General features: G+C 59.9%; 17 protein-coding genes, 1 tRNA gene and 3 pseudogenes. 11 read left to right on the top strand and 10 right to left on the bottom strand.

Annotated elements, in window-relative coordinates; all coding sequences use genetic code 11:
* Positions 1 to 13 precede the first annotated feature (13 nt).
* From BTH_RS10315 to BTH_RS10290, 5 genes are all read left to right on the top strand, one after another.
* On the top strand, positions 14 to 394 hold the full coding sequence (locus BTH_RS10315; RefSeq protein ID WP_011401473.1) for a DUF4212 domain-containing protein: 381 nt from the start codon (positions 14 to 16) through the stop codon (positions 392 to 394).
* The gene (locus tag BTH_RS10310) at positions 388 to 2,403 is read left to right on the top strand and encodes a sodium:solute symporter family protein (protein WP_009893939.1); all 2,016 of its coding nucleotides are present in this window, start codon (positions 388 to 390) and stop codon (positions 2,401 to 2,403) included. The genes BTH_RS10315 and BTH_RS10310 overlap by 7 nt, the downstream gene beginning before the upstream one ends.
* A gap of 70 nt (positions 2,404 to 2,473) precedes the next feature.
* Positions 2,474 to 2,563 (top strand) — tRNA-Ser (locus tag BTH_RS10305).
* Positions 2,564 to 2,717: 154 nt separating this feature from the next.
* Positions 2,718 to 3,947, top strand: coding sequence for a tyrosine-type recombinase/integrase (locus BTH_RS10300; protein ID WP_009893938.1), 1,230 nt, complete (start codon positions 2,718 to 2,720; stop codon positions 3,945 to 3,947).
* Positions 3,948 to 4,651: 704 nt separating this feature from the next.
* On the top strand, positions 4,652 to 4,897 hold the full coding sequence (locus tag BTH_RS10290; protein ID WP_009893937.1) for a helix-turn-helix domain-containing protein: 246 nt from the start codon (positions 4,652 to 4,654) through the stop codon (positions 4,895 to 4,897).
* 131 nt (positions 4,898 to 5,028) lie between these two features.
* Here BTH_RS10290 and BTH_RS10285 read toward each other — a convergent pair.
* A pseudogene (locus tag BTH_RS10285) lies at positions 5,029 to 5,375 on the bottom strand (hypothetical protein); the annotation flags it as partial.
* 105 nt (positions 5,376 to 5,480) lie between these two features.
* The gene (locus BTH_RS30445) at positions 5,481 to 5,780 is read right to left on the bottom strand and encodes an H-NS family nucleoid-associated regulatory protein (protein ID WP_009893934.1); all 300 of its coding nucleotides are present in this window, start codon (positions 5,778 to 5,780) and stop codon (positions 5,481 to 5,483) included.
* Positions 5,781 to 6,039: 259 nt separating this feature from the next.
* On the opposite strand from BTH_RS30445, the gene BTH_RS10275 reads away from it, so the two are divergent.
* The gene (locus tag BTH_RS10275) at positions 6,040 to 6,285 is read left to right on the top strand and encodes a helix-turn-helix domain-containing protein (protein ID WP_011205395.1); all 246 of its coding nucleotides are present in this window, start codon (positions 6,040 to 6,042) and stop codon (positions 6,283 to 6,285) included.
* Positions 6,286 to 6,415: 130 nt separating this feature from the next.
* On the opposite strand, the gene BTH_RS10270 is transcribed toward BTH_RS10275, so the two are convergent.
* From BTH_RS10270 to BTH_RS10250, 5 genes and pseudogenes are all read right to left on the bottom strand, one after another.
* Entirely contained in the window at positions 6,416 to 9,268 is a 2,853-nt protein-coding gene (locus BTH_RS10270; protein WP_009893931.1) for a DUF927 domain-containing protein, read from the bottom strand.
* Between the two features lie 141 nt (positions 9,269 to 9,409).
* A pseudogene (locus BTH_RS10265) lies at positions 9,410 to 9,496 on the bottom strand (splicing coactivator subunit); the annotation flags it as partial.
* A gap of 34 nt (positions 9,497 to 9,530) precedes the next feature.
* Positions 9,531 to 9,866: pseudogene (locus BTH_RS35625) on the bottom strand (hypothetical protein); the annotation flags it as partial.
* On the bottom strand, positions 9,863 to 10,081 hold the full coding sequence (locus BTH_RS10255; protein WP_004552321.1) for a helix-turn-helix transcriptional regulator: 219 nt from the start codon (positions 10,079 to 10,081) through the stop codon (positions 9,863 to 9,865). The pseudogene BTH_RS35625 and the gene BTH_RS10255, both read right to left, overlap by 4 nt.
* Positions 10,082 to 10,173: 92 nt before the next feature.
* Positions 10,174 to 11,220, bottom strand: coding sequence for a hypothetical protein (locus tag BTH_RS10250; protein ID WP_009893927.1), 1,047 nt, complete (start codon positions 11,218 to 11,220; stop codon positions 10,174 to 10,176).
* Between the two features lie 480 nt (positions 11,221 to 11,700).
* Here BTH_RS10250 and BTH_RS30440 point away from each other — a divergent pair, with 480 nt between their 5' ends.
* The 5 genes from BTH_RS30440 to BTH_RS10240 all read left to right on the top strand — a co-directional run bounded on the left by BTH_RS30440 (position 11,701) and on the right by BTH_RS10240 (position 16,585).
* Positions 11,701 to 12,258, top strand: a complete 558-nt coding sequence (locus BTH_RS30440) for a hypothetical protein (RefSeq protein WP_156530393.1) — start codon at positions 11,701 to 11,703, stop codon at positions 12,256 to 12,258.
* Positions 12,255 to 13,940: an adenylosuccinate synthetase gene (locus tag BTH_RS30435; RefSeq protein WP_011401466.1), complete on the top strand. Its 1,686-nt coding sequence runs from the start codon at positions 12,255 to 12,257 to the stop codon at positions 13,938 to 13,940. The genes BTH_RS30440 and BTH_RS30435 overlap by 4 nt, the downstream gene beginning before the upstream one ends.
* Positions 13,941 to 13,994: 54 nt before the next feature.
* Entirely contained in the window at positions 13,995 to 14,600 is a 606-nt protein-coding gene (locus tag BTH_RS30430) for a DUF7002 family protein (protein WP_196587582.1), read from the top strand.
* Between the two features lie 107 nt (positions 14,601 to 14,707).
* The gene (locus BTH_RS30425; protein ID WP_043037760.1) at positions 14,708 to 15,688 is read left to right on the top strand and encodes a DUF3644 domain-containing protein; all 981 of its coding nucleotides are present in this window, start codon (positions 14,708 to 14,710) and stop codon (positions 15,686 to 15,688) included.
* A gap of 321 nt (positions 15,689 to 16,009) precedes the next feature.
* Entirely contained in the window at positions 16,010 to 16,585 is a 576-nt protein-coding gene (locus BTH_RS10240; protein WP_009893925.1) for a recombinase family protein, read from the top strand.
* 70 nt (positions 16,586 to 16,655) lie between these two features.
* Here the strand turns inward: BTH_RS10240 and BTH_RS10235 are convergent, their stop codons facing one another.
* From BTH_RS10235 to BTH_RS10225, 3 genes are read right to left on the bottom strand one after another with little or no spacing between them, the layout of a single operon-like run.
* Positions 16,656 to 17,771 (bottom strand): DUF3396 domain-containing protein, encoded by a 1,116-nt coding sequence (locus BTH_RS10235; RefSeq protein ID WP_009893924.1) that lies wholly within the window; start codon positions 17,769 to 17,771, stop codon positions 16,656 to 16,658.
* Between the two features lie 9 nt (positions 17,772 to 17,780).
* Positions 17,781 to 18,515 (bottom strand): VRR-NUC domain-containing protein, encoded by a 735-nt coding sequence (locus tag BTH_RS10230; RefSeq protein WP_011401463.1) that lies wholly within the window; start codon positions 18,513 to 18,515, stop codon positions 17,781 to 17,783.
* Positions 18,512 to 19,039 carry a PAAR domain-containing protein gene (locus tag BTH_RS10225; protein ID WP_011401462.1) on the bottom strand — a complete coding sequence of 176 codons (528 nt, stop codon included), beginning with the start codon at positions 19,037 to 19,039 and terminating at the stop codon, positions 18,512 to 18,514. Before BTH_RS10225 ends, BTH_RS10230 begins: the two co-directional genes overlap by 4 nt.
* Positions 19,040 to 19,156 lie beyond the last annotated feature (117 nt).

Raw genomic sequence — 19,156 nt, 5'->3', positions numbered from 1 at the left:
GTTACACAAGCGCATGGCCGCATCTTCCGGTACCTCTTCGCCCACGCCTTCGCATTCCGCCGAACCGCCGTTCGTGCCGGCGCCGCTCGCGCGCGCGCATGCGCGCTACTGGCGTTTCAACGTCGCGCTGATCGCCGTGCTGATGACGATCGGCTTTGCCGTGTCGTTCGTCGTGCCGCTGTTCGCGCCGGCGCTCGCGCATCTGCGCTTCGCGGGCTTCAGCCTGCCGTTCTACGTTGGGGCGCAGGGCGCGATCCTCGTCTATCTGGCGCTGATCGGCGCCTACATCGTGCTGATGCAGCGCGCCGACCGGACCCTGCGGCGCGACTACGACGCATACGCAGATGAAGCGAAGCGCAAAGAAGTCATTTCGACGGACACCGACGCATGCTGACGAATCGGCTGGTGCGCGCCTATGCGCTGTACACGATCGGCTTCGCCGCGTTCGTGCTGTTGCTGTGGCGAATCGAGCGCGCGACCGGACCCGGCGTGTGGATTGGCTACGTGTTCCTGTTCGTGCCGATCGCGGTCTATGCGGTGATCGGGCTGCTGTCGCGAACCTCGGATCTCGTCGAATACTACGTTGCCGGGCGGCGTGTGCCGTCCGCGTTCAACGGCATGGCGACCGCCGCCGACTGGCTGTCCGCCGCCTCGTTCATCGGCCTCGCGGGCTCGCTGTACGCGACCGGCTACGACGCGCTCGCATACCTGATGGGCTGGACGGGCGGCTTCTGCCTTGTCGCGTTCCTGCTCGCGCCGTACGTGCGCAAGCTCGCGCGATACACGATTCCGGATTTTTTGGGCACGCGCTTTTCGAGCACGCTCGTCAGGGCGCTCGCGGCGATTGCCGCGATTCTGTGTTCGTTCGTTTATCTCGTCGCGCAGATACAGGGCATCGGCCTTATCGCGACGCGCTTCATCGGCGTCGATTTCTCGATCGGCATCTTCTGCGGCCTAGCGGGGATTCTCGTCTGCTCGTTTCTTGGCGGGATGCGTGCGGTCACGTGGACGCAGGTCGCGCAGTACATCATCCTGATCATCGCGTTCCTGCTGCCGGTTTCGCTGATCGCGATGAAGAACGGCCTCGGGCCCGTGCCGCAATTCAATTACGGCCGTCTGATGTCACGTGTCGAAACGCTCGAGAGCGAGATGCGCGACGCGCCGCAGGAGCGACAGGTGCGCGACACGTATCGCCGGCAGGCGGCCGCGATCCAGGCACAGCTCGACCGGCTGCCGGCGTCGTACGACGAGGCGCGCGAGCGGCTGGTCGATCAGGTTGCCGAACTGCGCCGGCACAACGGGCCGCTGCGTGAGATCAACCAGCGCGAGCATGCGCTCGCGGAGTTCCCGCGCGACCCGGCGGCGGCGCGGGTGGTGTGGGAGCAGGCGCGCGACGATCTGCTCGCGCGCGCGGCGGCCCCGGTGCCGATGCACGAGCCGTTTCCGGCGGCGAGCGACGACGACCGCCGCCCGCGCGAACGGAACTTCCTGGCGCTGCTGCTGTGCCTGTCGCTCGGCACGGCGAGCCTGCCGCATATCCTGACGCGCTACAACACGACGACATCGGTTGCGTCCGCGCGGCGCTCGGTCGGTTGGACGCTGTTTTTCATCGCGCTGTTCTATTTGACGGTGCCGGTGCTCGCGGTGCTGATCAAGTACGAGATCCTGACGAATCTGGTGGGGCGGCCGTTCGCGGATCTGCCCGCATGGATCACGCAATGGCACCGCTTCGAGCCGGGGCTCATCAGTGTTGTCGATCAATTGCGCGACGGCATCGTCCATTGGTCGGAGATCCAGATGCAGCCTGACATCGTCGTGCTTGCGGCGCCGGAGATTGCCGGGCTGCCGTATGTCGTATCGGGGCTGATTGCGGCGGGCGCGCTCGCCGCGGCGCTGTCGACGGCGGACGGACTGCTGTTGACGATCGCGAATGCGCTGTCGCACGACGTCTACTACCACATGGTCGCGCCCGATGCGTCGAGCCAGCGGCGCGTGACGATCTCGAAGGTGCTGCTGCTCGGCGTCGCGCTGTTTGCGTCGTATGTCGCTTCGCTGAATACGGGAAAGATCTTGTTTCTTGTGGGGGCGGCGTTCTCGCTCGCAGCGTCGAGCTTCTTTCCGGTGCTCGTGCTCGGCGTGTTCTGGAAGCGTACGACGACGCGCGGCGCGGTGGCGGGGATGGTGACGGGGCTCGGCGTGTGCGCGTACTACATCGTGTCGACGTATCCGTTCTTCACGCAGATCACGGGATTCGCAGGGCCGAGCTGGTTCGGCATCGAGCCGATCAGCTCCGGCGTATTCGGCGTGCCGGCCGGGTTTGCGATGGCGATCGTCGTGAGCCTGCTGGATCGGCGGCCGGATGCGTATACGAACGCGCTCGTCGACTATATCCGGCATCCGTGACTCCGTGACGGGTGGTTTTCGCCGGGGCTGGCGGCACGGCTGCGGAGTTTGCTATACTTGCCGTCTTCCCGGAGAGATGGATGAGTGGTTTAAGTCGCACGCCTGGAAAGCGTGTATAGGTGAAAGCCTATCGGGGGTTCGAATCCCCCTCTCTCCGCCAGAACACCCCTTCAGCGTCATTCAAGAAACGCCGCAAAGCCAAGCTACATAAGGCTTTGCGGGCAGTTCAAACTTTCGTAAGCTTTCAAGAAAAGTCGTAAAATTCCAGATTTTGCCGGGTACTTTTCCGGGTACTTTTTGGACCTATAACGACAATGCCTGAGAGCCTCCTGCGTGACCTTCAATGCCGATCAGCCAAGCCGCGCGAACGCGTCTATCGCCTTAGCGATGGAGGCGGTCTGGCGTTGCTCGTCAAGCCCAACGGATTGAAGTATTGGCAGTTCCGGTACATGAAGCCGGATGGGCGAGAGGGATTGATTCAGATCGGTCCGTATCCGCGCATTACGCTGGAGGCGGCGAGGGCGGCGCGCAACGAGCATCGCGTAGCCGTGCAAGGCGGCGACGATCCCGCGACGTTGCGTAAGCAGGAGAAGGCCCGCCGCAAGATCGACGCAGCCCGTGCGCTGAACTTCAAGCAGTGCGCCACGGCGTTTATCGAGGCGCGTAGTGCGGAATGGGTGAATCCGAAGCACACGCAACAGTGGACGAACACTCTCTCGACCTACGCCTATCCCATCATCGGCGCATTGCGCCCGGCCGACATCGACACCGACCTCGTTCGGAAAGTGCTTGAGCCGATCTGGCTCACGAAAAACGAGACTGCCTCGCGTGTGCGCGGCCGCATTGAAAGCGTACTGGACTGGGCGAAGGTGCGAGGACTGCGCGATGGAGAGAACCCGGCTCGCTGGAGTGGGCATCTCGATCAGCTATTGGCGGCTCCGGGCAAAGTGCAGAAACCCAAGCATCATGCGGCGCTTCCCTTCACGGAAATCGGCGCGTTCGTCGCGGAACTGCGCGGCATGGTCGGCACGGCGGCGCGTGCGCTGGAATTCACGATCCTGACGGCGATGCGTACCGGTGAGGTGATCGGTGCGCGCCACGACGAATTCGACGCGGATGCGCAGCTTTGGACCGTTCCAGCCGAGCGGATGAAGGCCAAGCGAGCGCATCGTGTTCCGTTGTCATCGTCGGCGTTGGAACTGCTCAAAACACTCCCCACGTCGGCGGATTCGCCCGTCGTATTCGAGGGCATGAGGGCACGACGGCCGCTGTCCAATATGGCGATGCTGCAAGTGTTGGAACGCATGAAGCGTGGCGCGCTGACTGTCCACGGCTTCCGCTCGACGTTCCGGGATTGGGCGGCCGAGTGCACACCGTTTTCGAACGAGGTCGTCGAGATGGCGCTTGCGCATGCGATCCGCGATAAGACCGAAGCAGCTTATCGACGCGGAGATTTGTTTGATAAGAGACGGACACTCATGCAGGCATGGGCCGATCACATCGAGAATGAAGTGAAGGCGGCGACTACCAAGGCCGCCGCCTGACCGCTCGGCAGTTCCAGCGTCGACGATGCATCTGTTGGTCGCGAAGCGCCATTGCAGATGAATATGCCCCCCTTCCGTGCGTTTCTCACCGGTAAAAGGGGGGGGACCTGGGTGTGACTCGGTCAATTGATTTAGCCGTCTATGATTATGTGCCCCCCCTATGTCCGTCATCAGTAGAGAAAGGACGCGGGTGTGAGCCCCCGCATATCGTCTATGCCATGGGGTCCCCCGCGTTCCCGACCGGCGAGACTTTGCGATGAACGCAACAATGTCGGGACGAGTGCGTCGCGGACCTTCCTTGCGGAAACGCGTTTTCGATGGCCGCCAATTCCCGGAGAGCCGCGCCCGGTCTGCGTTGGCGCTGATCGCGAACGCCAGACACAAAGCCGCTCAGTGCAAAACGAGTTGGAGATTTGGAGACAAACGCCCGAATCGGCGGCAAAGCCCTGTGGCGTAAGGCTGTTGGTGTCTCCAAACGATTTGGAGAGCGCTGGAGATACTGGAGATAGACTCGCTCGGATCGTTACGAATTCAGCAAGATTCGAGACCGGCTTGGCTGGCTGGGGCCCGGCGATTTACGCGGCTGCTCCAATCGAAATTTAGAACAATCTGTAGCTCACCATGGCAGCTAGGCGACATGACGAACTGAAAAAGGGCCGTAAATGCCGTGTCCTTGAATGCACCATAGCGCGACGATTCAAGGCATGCCAAGAATCTCGGGAAAACTTGATAAGGACGGGAACCTTGTGTCGCTCGGCGCGGCGATTCGTGCTCGTCGGAAGGAATTGGTGATGTCGCAAGAGGCGTTGGCTGATTTTGCAGAGATCGACCGCTCGCACATGGGCAAGATTGAACGCGGTGAACGGAACGTTACCATCATGAATATCGTTCGCATTGCGCGCGCATTGCAACTTCTTCCCTCTGAGCTACTGTACAACGCCGGCCTGTAGGTGCAGGCAACCAAAGTGTGCGCCGCCCGGTTCCATCTGGTGCGCACTGCCCCAGGTTATTTTGATGCGTAGGCACGAAATCGCGCGCAAAGGAATGCCCGCCGCCGCCCTCCCGCAGGCGGTGGCGCGGTTCACAGTTCGAGCGTGAAGATCGACGGACGAACGCGGCACACCATGAATTTTCCATGGCGGCGGATGTATTTCTGTCGATACGGATAGCCGTCGCTGCGCGACATCAGCACGCAGCGTTTCGTCAACGCCTTGACGACTATCTTGTGACCGAAGCCAGCGCGCACGTCCCTGCGAAGCACGACCACCTCGATCAGAGATTCCGTCTCGACGTGCTCGACGTCGTCAGCACTCATCTTGCTGCCACGAACTCCGCACAATACTCTCGATCGAATCAGATGATGGTGCACCGCTCGGCGCACCATGTGTGTTGATTTAAGCCCGTTCGGTGCGGCACGTTCAGCCGATAGCCGTTCCCCGTCACGATCCTCAGGTCCCGGACAACCTTTGAATTGGATCGCGGATGGTTGCGCTTATGGGCGGCGCAGTGCCGGAGTGATTCACGATGTAAGGACTATTGAGTCCGAGGGATAAGGAAGTCGTCGCGATTACGTCCCACGATCCAGCGAGGTGCTCTCCCGCGACCACTCCATGTCGCCCCTGATAATGGATCACGGTATTTCTGGGTAGCGGGACTTCTTGGCGACCGCCGGATTTGCTTCGCGCTTGCGCCGAATACCTCGGCGGGCGTAATGCCAAATTCGAGGATGGCGGCGCGTAGCTTGGCAATCACCGCACTCGCTTCTTCCCTCCGCATTGCCTCGGCCTGCTGCTGCAATTGCCGGATTTGGTTTTGTAGCTCTTGAAAAGTCATCACTGTTGGTCCTCGAAGTAGATACCCCGGTTAAGGGAGGCACGGCTACGCCGCAAACCGACGTGACCATTCATTCTAGAACTGCCGAATCGACTCCTGGATCATCATGAACACAGAACAGAACTAGAAACGAATCGCAATTGGCAATCGGAATTTAGAACAATCTGTAGCTCAACATGACAGCTAGGCGACATGACGAACTGAAAATGGGTCGTAAATGCCGTGTCCTTGAATGCATCATAGCGCGACGATTCAAGGCATGGCAAGAGTCTCGGGAAAACTTGATAAGGACGGAAACCTTGTGTTGCTCGGCGCGGCGATTCGCGCTCGCCGCAAGGAATTAGCGATGTCGCAAGAGGTGCTGGCCGATTTCGTAGAGATTGACCGCTCGCACTTGGGCAAGATTGAACGCGGTGAACGAAACGTCACCTTCATGAACATCATCCGCATTGCGCGCGTAATGCAGCTTCTTCCCTCTGAGCTTCTGCGCAACGCTGGCTTGTAGGCGCAGGCAACACATAGTGTGCGCCGCCCGGTTCCGTCTGGTGCGTGATCTTCAAAGCCGCTTTGATGTGAGCACGAAATCGCGCGCAAAGGAATGCCCGCCGCCGCTTCCCGCACGGCGGCGGCGCGGTTCACAGTTCGAGCGTGAAGATCGACGGTCGAACGCGATACACCATGAACTTCCCGTGTCCGGGGATGTACTCCTGTCGATACGGATAGCCGTCGCTGCGCGGCATCAGCACGCCGCGCTTCATCAACGCCTTGGCGACCATCTTGTGATCGAAGCCGGCGCACACGTCCTTGCGAAACACGGCCGCCTCGATCAGATATTCCGTCTCGACGTGCTCGGCATCGTCGGCGCCCATCTTGCCGCCGAACTCGGCGTAATACTCTCGATCGGACGCGATCGCCGTGCGCCGCTCGTCGCGCTTCACGTGCTGCTTGAAGCCCGCTCGGTGCGGCACGTTCGGCCGATGGTCGTCCTGCGCCCGGTTCATCCACACGAAACGGTTGTCGCCGTGCGCGACGAGGAAGTGCAGCACCTGACGCACGGCTTCCGCCTCGTCCGAATTGCCCGCGCCGCCACGCAGTTCCATCCAGCCCTCGAAGCAACGACGCGCCGCCTTGACCGACGCGCCCTCCGGCCAGCCGGTCAGGCCGTGCGCGGTCGCCAGTTCGCCTGCCACCGCGACGAGGCAGAAGCGTTTCGCGACACGGGCCACCTGCGAATGCGCACCCTCCGGCACCCATTCCGTCACCAGCTCGTCAACGCGCGTGCGCAGATGTTCCGCCAGCTCATCGGCCTGCGCGGATGCGAACTCGATGAACGCCGGCCCGGCCGTGCCGTAGTGTTTGCCTGCGTGCCGCTCGAGATGCTCGATCAACGCGGCCGGCGTCGGGAAGCCGTGCAGTTCTTCCACCACGCCCATGTCGCCCACTTCGGCGGGAATCGCCGGCAGGCGCACCTCGATGCCGCCCTTCATCGGCTTGTTCGCCTCGGCCATCAACGCCGACACGCTCTTTTCGCCGTTCGACAGGAACAGCAGCCGCCACGTCAGCACCGGCTTGGCCGAACCGTTGCGCGACGCGCGTGCCTTGCCCGATTCGTTCGCGAGCATGTAAATCACATCGCCGACCAAGCGCGGCTCGACCTGCCCGATTTCATCAAGGATCAACAGCGCGTCGCTATGCTGCGTGGCGACCGCTTCGAGTGCGTTATCGGTCGCCTTCCAGCTCCGCACGTAATCCGGCGAGCCGAACACGGATGCGGCGATCACGCCGCCCGTCGACTTACCCTTGGAGGTCGTGCCGAGCAGGTGAAAGCCGCCCGACTGGAGCCCGGAGAAGTGCAGTAGCGGCCCCGCGAAGGCAGTCGCGACGCAGAACAGCAGCCGGCTGTTGCCGACGCAGTAGGCCGCGACGTCGCGCCGCCAGTCGTCGAGCGTGCTGCGCTCCTTGAACTGGCTCTGGATCGGCGTGTCGGCCTGATAGATCAGCGCCTCTTTGCCGGTGCCGATCACGCGATCGGGCAGCACGAACGCGCCGTGATGCCAGCCGACGCGCGGCACGCAGCGCACGCGCTCGTCGGGCCGCGCCATCTGGATATAGTTCGCGATCTGCGTGCGTGCGGTCTGCGTGACGCCGAGCTTGACGCCCATATCGAGCAGCATGCGCCGCAGCTCGGTGCCGTCGCCCGCGAACAGGCCGGCCGGCACCGCCCACCGCTTGCGGATGCCGTCGCGGTCGGTGAATTCCAGCAGGTAGCCCCATTCGCTGCTCATCTCGTTGCGCGTCTCCGCGATTACGTCGATGCGCGTGCTGATCCAATGCGGCGGCAGCGGGTCGCCCTGATTGTTGAAGCCGTGATACCAGACGCCTTCGTCGTCGACCTCGAAGCGCCACGTGCCATCCTGCGCGCGAGCCGTTTTCGGGCGCTTGGCGGGCTTCGTGGCGAATGGGCTGGCCTTGCCCCTGTCGGCGTCCGACGCGCCGGCCGGAACGAGCGCCGCGCGCACGGCGGCGGCCACCGCATCCGGGCCGAGGTGGGCGGCCAAGTCGTTGAAGTCCGTTCCGGCTGCCGGACGGTTCGGGCCGAAGTCGGGAACGGCCACCGCGCCGCCTACCGCGTTGGCCGCCGCGCGAGCCTTCGTGACGCCCGGATTGCCGTTCGTCGCGTGGTCGTCGTCGGCGCACACGACGATGCGCGCGTCGGGATACCGGCCGCGCAGCGCCGTCGCGACGGCGTGCAGATTGCCGGCGTCGAACGCGACGGCGGCCGGGTAGCCCGTTACCGCTGCGAGCGTCGCGCAGGTCGCATAGCCCTCGCCGATCAGCAGGACGGACGACACCGGGCCGCCGATCAGCGAGAAACAACCCGCCTTACGGCCGTTCGGCAGATAGCGTTTCTGCCCGTCGGTCAGGATGAATTCGAGCGTCCACAGCTGGCCGTCCGCGTCCCTTGCCGGAATGACGAGTGCGCCGTCGCATGCGGCCGTGCCGAGGCTCAGGTTGCCGCGATAGACGCGCAGCGCGTCGGCGGGGATGCGTTTACGAACGAGGTAGGGGTGATCGGTCGGCGCGGGCTCGGCCGCCGACCAGATCGATTCGGCGAGCGCCGACGCGGCTTGCTGTTTCTCGGCCAGCGCGGCCAGCTCGGCCGCCTCGCGGGCGGCGCGTTCAGCGTGCTGCCGTTCGCGCTGTTCTGGATCGACCGGCTTGGCGCGATGCGCGCGCGGATCGAAGCCGCCAAGCTTTGCGAGGTGGAACAGCGTGTTGATGGTGATCTTGCCGCCCTTGAACGACTTCCACACATCGCGGGTGTCTCTTGCATTGTAGTTCTGCGCGCCTTGGCTCCATTCGTTCCAGAGGGCGAAACCCTCTTCGCCGAACTCGGCCTTGAGCGCCATCCCGGCATGACGCCACGTGTCGCGGTCGTCGGCCGGAACATAGCCGAGCGCGACACTTGCCCGCTCGAATTCGGACATGGGTGTGTTACTCATAGATTCCCATTGGACGCGCGCGGGCCGACTTTCCGATTAGCAGTCCATATCGGCAAGCCAGTTGCCCAGCGCGCGAAGAATTGAATGATGCTGACGGCCGCCTAGCGGCCGGGCATCATGGTCGCATCAGTGCGTCGTGCGCGGATGGCGCGTGACGCCGAGCGCTGCGAACAGGTGCTGTTGCACGCGCCCCATCAGGCCGGTGGCGACCGCGTGGTGGTTGACCGTCATGCGCGGACCCGGTTTTCGGATCGGCGAGGGGCCGGTCGGCATCGTCCAGCGCGTCGCCCACGTCGAGCGCCGTACCTTCCAGCTCGCTCGCGCGCACCGCACGCGACACGGACAGTGGAGTGCCCGGCGCGACGAGCAGTCGGGCTATTTGCGTCGCGTGAATCGCCGCCAAATGGCAGGCGCGGCTATCCGACACCCAGAGGGCGGTCGACACGCGTCCTAGGAACACGGTCATCCGAAGCAAATCGAGATCGCCGCACGTCACGCGCGCATCTTCGAACGCCGCGCAAGCGTCAAGCCACGCGCGGCACGTCACGGCGGGTCGGCGAGCTCCTACTTGGGTCACGCTCACGCTGCCACCCGCGTCGTCAGGGCTTCGAGCCACGCGTCTACGTCGGCGACCACGAAGCCGATGGCACGCGGGCCGAGTTTCACGGGACGCGGGAACGTGCCGGCCTTGATGCGACGGCGGACCTCGCTTTCGCTGAGGCCAACGCGTTCCAGCAGCGCCGGCATTCGCACGATGCGGCGCGGTTGGATTGCGGTTGCTTGGAATTGAACAGTCATAAAGCCTCCTAGGTATTCCCTGCCAATCGCAAGGATTGGAACGGAGTCTAGAAGGCTCGCGCATGCCAATCACATGATTGGCATGCCATTGGCTAGCGCTTTTTGCCAGTCGCGCGCTGAATGGTGCTGCGTGCGACGCCCCATTGGTCGGCAAGTGTCAGTTCGATATCTTTGACTTGCTTGTCCGGGTGGGCGGCGATCAGGTCATCGTACTGTCGTTTCACTTCGTCTTTGTCGGCCGACGAGAGCTTCGTTCGCGCCAGGGTTCCCTTGATTTGGAAACTCTCGCGCTTCGCGCGCATTTCGGCAACGGCGGAATCAAGCTCCTCGATGTGCTGCTCACGGACCTCCAATTGCGCGAACAGCCTGCTCGACTCCGTGGAGGACAGGCGTCCTGTCGCGCATACGTCCGCGAGCAATAGTAACTTTTCCGCGTGGATGCGGTAGTCCGTTACCGTTTCGAGGTCGGGATAGAAGATATCCAGTGCCGCGCGATCAATGCGAGCATTTAGCTCAGCGCCGTAGGCCTTTCTCGCGTAGTCGTTATCTTGCACATCTTGCCGCAACCACTCCTTGAGCCAGACGGCGACGTGTTCATCCTGCTCGACATGGTCGACAAGCGTGGTCAAATGCTCGACAGCGCGAACGGCTTCGCGGATGGCAAGACCGGACAGCAGGTGTGCATCAGTCAGCGAGACATGCGGTCTGATGTAATGTCGTGCGAGCGTCAACAAGTCGCCGTCGTCAGCTTCCGCTTCGCCGCCGCGCTTGAAGATGCTGTACGCATTTCGAAGCAGGTCCTGGGTGGCGTGATGTGCCCATGCGGGATAGGCTTCTTCCTCCACGATTTCGGCCTGCCGCCAGCAGTACCTGAGACGATAAGGACCATCCCGTTTCCAATGGCGATCGCGAGCCGCGTCGATGATTTGCACGAGGCTGCCCGCCATGTCTCGCCATTCCTTGCGAAGACGAGTAATGTTGGCACGCTCAAGCGGAGCAAGCAGGTCTTCGCAGAAGTAGTCGGATAGCGGGTTGACGGGGATGCGCTGATTCCGTAGCGCGATCGTTTCAAGGCGGTTCGTCTCATATTCAATCTCGTCGACGACTGCGCCGAATGACCTGTACAGCCCATGTAGCACATGGCCTCCGTGGAATAGTGTGTGCGGGGGCGAGTTGAGTCCGCAGGCCAAAGCGGTCACTCACATTCGGCCGAATTTAGCTCCCAGTCGGCAGCGAGAACTGCATTTTGAGGTACTTGGGAGCACTGTAATCCGAGTGCCGCAGTACTGCGCCGTCAGAGAAGGGTCAAATACCAGAATCTCAAGACAAGGAAACGTCAGGCTGGCCCATCACCCTATATTTTCACTCACGTTGCCGGAAATTATGCGTATTGCATAAATAAATCAGAAGAACTACCTACAAGAAAAAGTTATCATCCCAGCTTCTGGAGGTGTATTTTACTGTTGCGGCGAACGATAACCAGGTGAGTGAGCGCGAAGGGACGAGGCATTCGCGAGCCTTGGCTACGGACCTAATTCCACTACGAACGTGAAATTCAATACGTTTACTGGAATGGGGGAGCGAAAGCCGCTCGGGCTCGTGCCCGTACGGGGGCTGCAATGACAATTAAGCGATTACTGCTGCTGAGCGGAGCTATGCGCGCCGGCAAGAGTTCCGTTGCTCACGCATTGAAAGAGAATTACAGTTTTTCAGGTATCAGTAGCGGCGGATATTTGCGGACTTGCGGCAAGCCGGATGCCGTTTTAAACCTGCGTTCGTGGTTGCAGGAAACGGGTGACCAGCTTGACATCGAAACGGACTTCGCATGGGTTGTGGACTCAGTTGCCGTTCCGGCTATCGCCGCAAGCCCTTCTGTTGAGAATTGGCTATTTGATGCAGTTCGCAAGCCTCGTCAGATTGAACATTTCCGTGCCCGCTTCGGACAAATTGTTAGACACGTTCATCTTTCCGCATCAGAGGATATTCTGCGCGAGCGCTATGCAGTTGGAGCCGCGCCGAGCGGTGCGGCGGCCTATGTTACCGCGATTACACACGCGAACGAAATAGCCGCTCGCTCACTTGGCACGATAGCGGATGAAATATTCGATACCACCACAGTTACCGCAAACGATATCGCCGCCCAGATTATCGATGCCTGGCCCGGGGGTAACGCATGAGTAACCGTCAGATTGTCGTCATTAGCGGAAAGGCCTGTAGCGGTAAGACCGGACTTGCCGATCTACTTGAACAGGAGTTTCAGTTCCGCGTTGTCCGTACCAGGCAGGTATTGGTTGACTTTTGCGATGCCGAAATCGATGAAAACGAGCTGGTAACTTTGATAACGCGGAAGCAGGAAGTAAATGAAACCACCGATTCGAGGTGGCTGCTACGTGCCACGCTTGAGGTATTAGAAGGTCTGGACCCGGCTAAATCAGTGGTCGTAGACCATGTCAGTAGCCCTTTGCAAGTAGCTCAATTTCGGCGAGTATTCGGTGAAAATCTCATTCACGTTCACCTATACGCAAGTAAGGAAACGTTGCAGGAGCGGTACGCCCAAACGGAGGCGGCAAAGAAGAATGTCCTCTCATATGATGAAATAGACCGCTTAAAAGATGAGAAGGACATTGAAGCGCTTAAGAACGATGCCGATGTCCGTATCTACACTACTCGTTCCGATGCCCAAGACACTTTGGTTCGAGTTGCCGCCCGCTTGCACTTGTTTACCCCGCCTGATATTCGATGCGTCGACGTGTTGATCGGCGGTCAGTATGGCAGCGAGGGCAAGGGGAACGTTGTTTCGTACCTCGCTCGCGAATATGACGTAATGGTGCGGGTTGGGGGGCCAAATGCAGGACATACTGTAGCCAGCGCGAACGGACCCTATACATATCATCATCTGCCCTCCGGGGCTCGCGACGTGGATTCTCGCTTGCTTCTTGGTCCGGGGATGACCATTCGTCTCAAAGGTCTATTCGAGGAAATTTGCGACTGCAACATTGGACCGGACCGATTGTTTATCGATCCACAGGCGACAATTATTGAAGACAAGGATATCGAGAGTGAAGGCCAACATCTCGTCTCGACTATCGCGTCGACTGGCAGCGGCAGCGGTGCTGCTACAGCTCGGCGTATCATCAGTCGTGGCAGTTCAGACTTTCGTATGGCTCGCGACGTCCCCGCACTCGCGCCTTATGTCGGTACGCCGGGAAATTACCACGGCGCTACCGCCGATCGCTTGGAAGAAGCCTACCGGAAACGGCAATCCATCCTACTCGAAGGCACCCAAGGTAGTGGGCTAAGTCTCTTTCACGGCACATACCCATATGTGACCTCGCGCGATACCAACGTTGCTGGTTGCCTCGCGGAGGCCGGCATCTCACCGAGCCGCGTGCGCAAAATTCTAATGGTGATCCGCCCGATGCCCATTCGGGTGGGTGACCCGGATGGCAATGAAGGGCACACTTCGGGTCCACTCAAACATCCGACGACGTTCGATGCCATTGCGAGACACGCGGATCTTGATGCCGCTGCGTTGCATAGTGCCGAAAAGACTTCGACGACCAAACGAAAGCGTCGTGTCGGTTGGTTTGAATGGGACCAATTTCGCAGGGCCTGTGCCCTTAATGCGCCGACAGATATTGTTCTGACGTTTGCGGACTATATCAACGCCAGCAACCGAAATGCGCGTCGTTTTGAACAATTGACGCAAGAAACCATCAAGTTTGTTGAGGAGCTTGAACGCGTTTCGCAGGCGCCGGTTTCGCTTATAAATACCCGCTTTCCGCGCCAGGAAGAGGGTATAGACGATTTACGCTCACTAATCGACCGTCGCAATTGGACAGCTCGCTCCCGTGCTTGACGACAGCCTATGCTCATATCAAAGCTGGTTGAACTATATCCGAGTGTTTATCATATGGCTGAACGCGACACGTGGGAAAGCATAAGAACGCGTGGGTTGCTAAGCACAAGCGCGGTGCTAGATCATTTCGGATTGACGGGTGCGGACAGGGTGCAGTATGAAAGCCAGCAGCGTCCAATTAAGATGGAGGTGATTCTCAATCATCCGGCCAGCATCGTACTTCGTGATCAGAAGCCAATGCCTCGCTCACGGCTCATAACAGCATTGCAGGATGGAATCACTCCTGAGGACTGGTATCGTATCATCAACGCCAAGGTCTTTTTTTGGGCGACAAGGACACGTCTTCTTAGCCTTCTCAATGCTAGGGATTATCGATTATTAGAACACGATGTTCTCACCATCGATGCAGCGCCGTTCATCCGCGCGTACGCGGATCAGATCTGGCTTTGTCATATGAACTCGGGGAATACGTGGCCTTGGCCACATCCGCGTGGCGCGAATACCTTTCGACGCATTTCAGATTATCCTACCGGCCGTTCAGGACGACCACTCAAAGAAGTGGCAGAGCTGGTAGTTGATCATAGTGTTCCGGATATCGCACAGTACGTAATCGAAGTGAACCGAATGAGAGGCGCGGAGGTGCTTAGGCGGATACTATGATTCGTTGCGTGCTCGCCAGTGTTTGAAGGCAGAGCAGCATCTCGAATGAAAGAGTAAAAAGCAGGCTCGCAAATTTCTATCAAAATCGATCGTTGTCGGCTGACCTCATGAGCACGCGCAATCGAACGGTAGGGTCCCTGGCGCTGGAACTTCTCGCGAAATCGCGCGAGGCGGCGCTTTGTGCAGTTCGCGTCTTCAACGACCCTCACGTGTCATTTAAGTCAGAAACTTTTATTGTTTTGATGGTTGTTGCGTGGACATATCTCTTGCACGCGCACTATCGACGAAAAGGAGTTGAGTACCGCTACTTCACTAAGGAAGGTGCTAGGCGTAAATTCGATAGGACCAAACACGGAGCATTCAGGTACTGGGAGCTTGAGCGTTGCCTCAATGAAAAAACGTCCCCAATCGATAGGGATACTGCAAATAATCTTCGCTTTCTTGTTGGCCTTCGCCACGAGATCGAACATCAGATGACCAGATCGCTCGACAACTTCCTCAGTGGACGCTACCAAGCCTGCTCGCTGAACTACAACGAATATGTAAAGAAGTTGTTTGGAAAGCGATACGGACTCGACTCGTATCTCACATACAGCATACAGTTTATCGAACTGTCCGAGGAGCAAATTTCCGGTACGTCAGCACACAGGCAAATTCCAGAGCGACTTCGAGCCTATGTCGCTGAGTTTGATGCGGCGCTCACGCACGACGAATACAATAACCCCAGGTTCTCATATCGCCTCCTGTTCAAGAAGAAACTGGTGAATAAAGCCGGTCAAGCGGATCGAGTGATTGAATTCATTGATCCAAATTCTGAACTCGCGAAGACGATCGACAAGGAATATTGGGTAAAGAAGGACGTGGAGCGCGCAAAGTACCTCCCAACTCGGGTTGTCGAAGAGATTCGCAAGGCCGGCTTTCCAAAATTCCGAGTGCAGCCAGACCACGTGAACCTGTGGAAGAGCGAAGACGCAAAGAATCCGAGCAAGGGGTATGGAGTGCAGGTAGAAGGTGCTTGGTACTGGTATGAAAGTTGGATCAAGCGCTGCATTGACCTCTGTAAAGCCGCCGGAGACAAGTACACGTAACAAAAAGACACCACTCTCCCGCTAACGAATTATCGTGCACACAGCCGCACGTATGGCGTTGTACTTTGGAAACTGTCATTGACTCGGCGCCGAACTGAGCGGCAGAAGTGGATGGATATCCAAGTGGCGCAGCGATCTTATCAAGCGGTAATTGCCCCACCCTCATTGACGGGGGCGAGGCACGACCATCCAGTGCGACTGTACGTCCGAAACTGATCCCTTTCGGACATGGACACACAACTATGTCCGAAAATAAGGTTTCGAATTTTTCGGACATGGATTATGATTCGGACATCCTTTCCGTACATTTGGCGACCCCACATGTCCCGAACATTCGCATATGCCCGTGTCAGCAAAATCGACCAGACGGCGACTAATCAGCTCCACGAGATCGAGGCGGCCGGCTTTGCCGTCGATAAGCGCCGGGTCGTCACGGAAAGCATTTCCGGCAGCGTTGGTGCGAGCCAGCGGCCGGGCTTTTCGAAGTTGCTCGATAAGATGGAAGAAGGCGACGTGTTGATCGTGACGAAGCTCGATCGACTCGGCCGCAACGCAATGGACGTGCGCGCGACCGTGGAGACGTTAGCAGAGCGCAGTATCCGGATTCATTGCCTCGCGCTCGGCGGCGTGGATCTGACCAGCGCGGCTGGCAGAATGACGATGCAGGTATTGAACGTCGTCGCCGAGTTTGAACGTGACTTGTCGATCGAGCGGACGCAAGCAGGTATCGCGCGAGCGAAGTCAGAAGGCAAAGCAATGGGCCGACCGTCAGCGTTGACCAAGCAACAGCAGCAAGACGTACGGCAGCGATTGCACGAGGGGGCAAGCGTTGCCAGTCTCGCGAAGTTCTACGGTACGAGCCGCCAAACCATCATGCGCGTGCGTGACAGTGTATAGATGTCATGCGCATCCAGTCACTTGACCAAAGGGCCAAACCCAGCCCGTTTTCATTCGGGGCCAAACAAGATTACGTGGACGGCGAGAGTTTCGGCGTTTTGTGCAGCTCGACCCAGTACCCGTTGATCTGGTCGTCCGGAACGTTGAATCGGCGTAGCCATGCCTCGGTCGCAACGACTGTATTCAGCAGCGGTGCGGTGCTATCAAGTGTTCCGTCCTGCAAAGTGTCGAGCGTGTCCGCAACGATCTGCCGCAGGGCGTGATTTAGCAGAACGTACGCGGCGGGCGGCGCGACGGGAATTCCCGTTCCATTGGACACGCCGGACATCGGTGCGACGCCGGCCTGGATGATCAGGCCACCATCCCGCAACGGTTGACGAGCAAACCAGTTCGGTGGGAGCGCGAGCGACGACGTTCCACCTACCGCGCGGACCAGTTCGGCGTCGAGCGCATTCAGCCAGTCGACCGTCTTGATTTTCGTGTAAAGCTTGCGGACGTTCGATCGCATTGGGTCACCCACGTCGATGCCCGGACCAAAGCGGCGCGCATAGAAATACTCGCTGGCTTCGTTGGGCCGGCGCTCCATCGGGGGCATGTTCACGGCGAGGCCGCCGTGCCCGCTGACCGTCGGTAGCGCTTCAGCGAACGCGCGGAACATCGCTTCGAATACGCCTGGTCGTTGCACGATAAACGCGCGCGGCACTGTGAAGACCAGCCCGTCAAGTCCACGCTTACGCTCGGCTTTCCAGTCACTCAGGGCAAACACCGTGAACTCGTAGAATCCTGCGGCGAGCTTATGCTCGGCGCTGGTCATCGCGACGGCAAGGGTCTTGTTGGCGGGGACCGACCTTGCAAGGCTTTCGAATCCGGGAGCCTTGTCATACTGGGTCGGCTCCTCGCCCTCAGAATAGAACCAGCGCAGTGGGCCGGCTTTCGACGGCGATTGACCGGCCGCGACTTCTAGCGCGTGCTGATACTCCTCGATTGCTGCGTTGTACTGCTTGAAGCAGCGGACCAGCGCTTGCCGAACGTCGGGGGTGAAGCCGTTGCGGAAGTACAGCACCCCGCGTACTACCAGGGCGGCACCAGTGATCCCCTTGCGGTACGGGGGCTCGTAGAGCCCGAACGGCAGGGTGTCCGCGCGGCGCGGGTCCTTCGCCCAGGCTTCAATCTCTTCGTTCGTCATGGCGTCAACTTACGGGAAAGCAGGGAGCGGGGGGAGCGGCATCGGCGGGAGCGGTGGGCTTCCCGGCGCGCTGCTATTGCCGCCGAACAGTTCGTCAAGGTCCGATTGTCTCGCGGATTGCTTCGAGCGCGCAGTCTTCTTCTGCCCGTCGTCGTCGCCACATCCGCAATCGGCCGCGCCGAGGTGTGCGAATTTCGAAGGACTCCCCGCGATTTCAATGTAATCGTCCTCTTGATCAGGACCGTAGCTATCCCCAGGGAATTTCATTTCCACCACGGTCTTGATGTTCGATTGCACCGGCGGTTTAGATGGATCGTTCACGATTACGACGTCGGGGCGGCGTACATCGCCCTTCTGGTATTTCTTGCCCTTATCGGGCCAGACGTCCTTGATCCATTGCCGAATGCTTGAATGTGGCTCGAGCGGATCGTCATAGTCCATGATCGGTTCCGGCGGCTGCGTCGTCATGTCGTACGGTTGTTCCGGACGGTATTCCGTTGGGACGCCCGTTTGCATCTTCGACACCTCGTTCGGCAACCCCAAGCGCATCTGGACGCACCGCTGGCGCTGTATGGTCCCGGCTTTTGTCGCGACCCCGATTCTTCTGCATTCGCAGAACGTGTGACATAGGACCTCCCGGTCTTTCGGCGACAGCCGCGCGGCGCTTAGACCGACTTGGGTTGTCTGACCGCTACCAGCGCTCATGCCACCGGGCGACGCTCCCGGAGCGTAGCCACCGCTCATGCGTCGCTCCCCGGCTGCTGGAACGACAGCGATGACGCTTGATGGCTACTCAACCAATCCGTGTGGCCGGTGGCGTCAGTGGTGCCCTGAATCGTCTGGCCGTCTGCTGACGTCACCGTGTACGGGTGATTCGCGATGGGCTCGCGCGTCTTGTCGTCGACGAGCTGGAAGCGTCCACGGTATGCCTCGTTGCTCTGTGCAGCCGGCCGTGGGACCACGCTTTTCCCCTTGCCGACCGGCCCACCCGCTCCCGACGTCAGCTCAACCGTCGCCGTGCCTTGCGAGGCGATCAGTGTCGCGCCGCAGGCCGTCTTGTCGCCTTCGGTCGCCACCGGCCTGTCGCCGAACGTCATGCTTCGATTCCGTACACCAACGATGGGGTAGATGCCGCCGCACTTCGGGCACGACACCATGTCGCCTTCAAGTGCCAGCGGTTTCCCATAAACGATGTTGGTCGACGTGCCCGCTAGCACGCGGCCACCGTGGGAAGTCGTGTCACCTTCCCGGATGAGTGCAGAACCCATGCCGAATCCTCAGTGGAAAATCCGCGAGGACTTTAGCATGTGACGAAGAAGGGCAACTATCCTGTCAATGTTGACGGGCAAGAGGTGGCCGCACGCCGGCGGCAGATTACGACGAGT

The sequence above is a fragment of the Burkholderia thailandensis E264 genome, from assembly GCF_000012365.1.
Classification (GTDB): Bacteria; Pseudomonadota; Gammaproteobacteria; order Burkholderiales; family Burkholderiaceae; genus Burkholderia; species Burkholderia thailandensis.
Note: the sequence above shows the minus strand (reverse complement) of the source record. Positions and strands in the feature narration are given on the sequence as shown.

Bases quoted from the DNA above. Each gene is read 5' to 3' on its own strand.
- BTH_RS10255 (WP_004552321.1), bottom strand. From the start codon at position 10,081: ATGACTGTTCAATTCCAAGCAACCGCAATCCAACCGCGCCGCATCGTG.
- BTH_RS10310 (WP_009893939.1), top strand. From the start codon at position 388: ATGCTGACGAATCGGCTGGTGCGCGCCTATGCGCTGTACACGATCGGC.
- BTH_RS10290 (WP_009893937.1), top strand. From the start codon at position 4,652: ATGCCAAGAATCTCGGGAAAACTTGATAAGGACGGGAACCTTGTGTCG.
- BTH_RS10270 (WP_009893931.1), bottom strand. From the start codon at position 9,268: ATGTCCGAATTCGAGCGGGCAAGTGTCGCGCTCGGCTATGTTCCGGCC.
- BTH_RS30445 (WP_009893934.1), bottom strand. From the start codon at position 5,780: ATGACTTTTCAAGAGCTACAAAACCAAATCCGGCAATTGCAGCAGCAG.
- BTH_RS10225 (WP_011401462.1), bottom strand. From the start codon at position 19,039: ATGGGTTCTGCACTCATCCGGGAAGGTGACACGACTTCCCACGGTGGC.
- BTH_RS10300 (WP_009893938.1), top strand. From the start codon at position 2,718: ATGCCTGAGAGCCTCCTGCGTGACCTTCAATGCCGATCAGCCAAGCCG.
- BTH_RS10240 (WP_009893925.1), top strand. From the start codon at position 16,010: ATGTCCCGAACATTCGCATATGCCCGTGTCAGCAAAATCGACCAGACG.
- BTH_RS30425 (WP_043037760.1), top strand. From the start codon at position 14,708: ATGAGCACGCGCAATCGAACGGTAGGGTCCCTGGCGCTGGAACTTCTC.
- BTH_RS10230 (WP_011401463.1), bottom strand. From the start codon at position 18,515: ATGAGCGGTGGCTACGCTCCGGGAGCGTCGCCCGGTGGCATGAGCGCT.
- BTH_RS10235 (WP_009893924.1), bottom strand. From the start codon at position 17,771: ATGACGAACGAAGAGATTGAAGCCTGGGCGAAGGACCCGCGCCGCGCG.
- BTH_RS30430 (WP_196587582.1), top strand. From the start codon at position 13,995: ATGGCTGAACGCGACACGTGGGAAAGCATAAGAACGCGTGGGTTGCTA.
- BTH_RS10315 (WP_011401473.1), top strand. From the start codon at position 14: ATGGCCGCATCTTCCGGTACCTCTTCGCCCACGCCTTCGCATTCCGCC.
- BTH_RS30435 (WP_011401466.1), top strand. From the start codon at position 12,255: ATGAGTAACCGTCAGATTGTCGTCATTAGCGGAAAGGCCTGTAGCGGT.
- BTH_RS10275 (WP_011205395.1), top strand. From the start codon at position 6,040: ATGGCAAGAGTCTCGGGAAAACTTGATAAGGACGGAAACCTTGTGTTG.
- BTH_RS30440 (WP_156530393.1), top strand. From the start codon at position 11,701: ATGACAATTAAGCGATTACTGCTGCTGAGCGGAGCTATGCGCGCCGGC.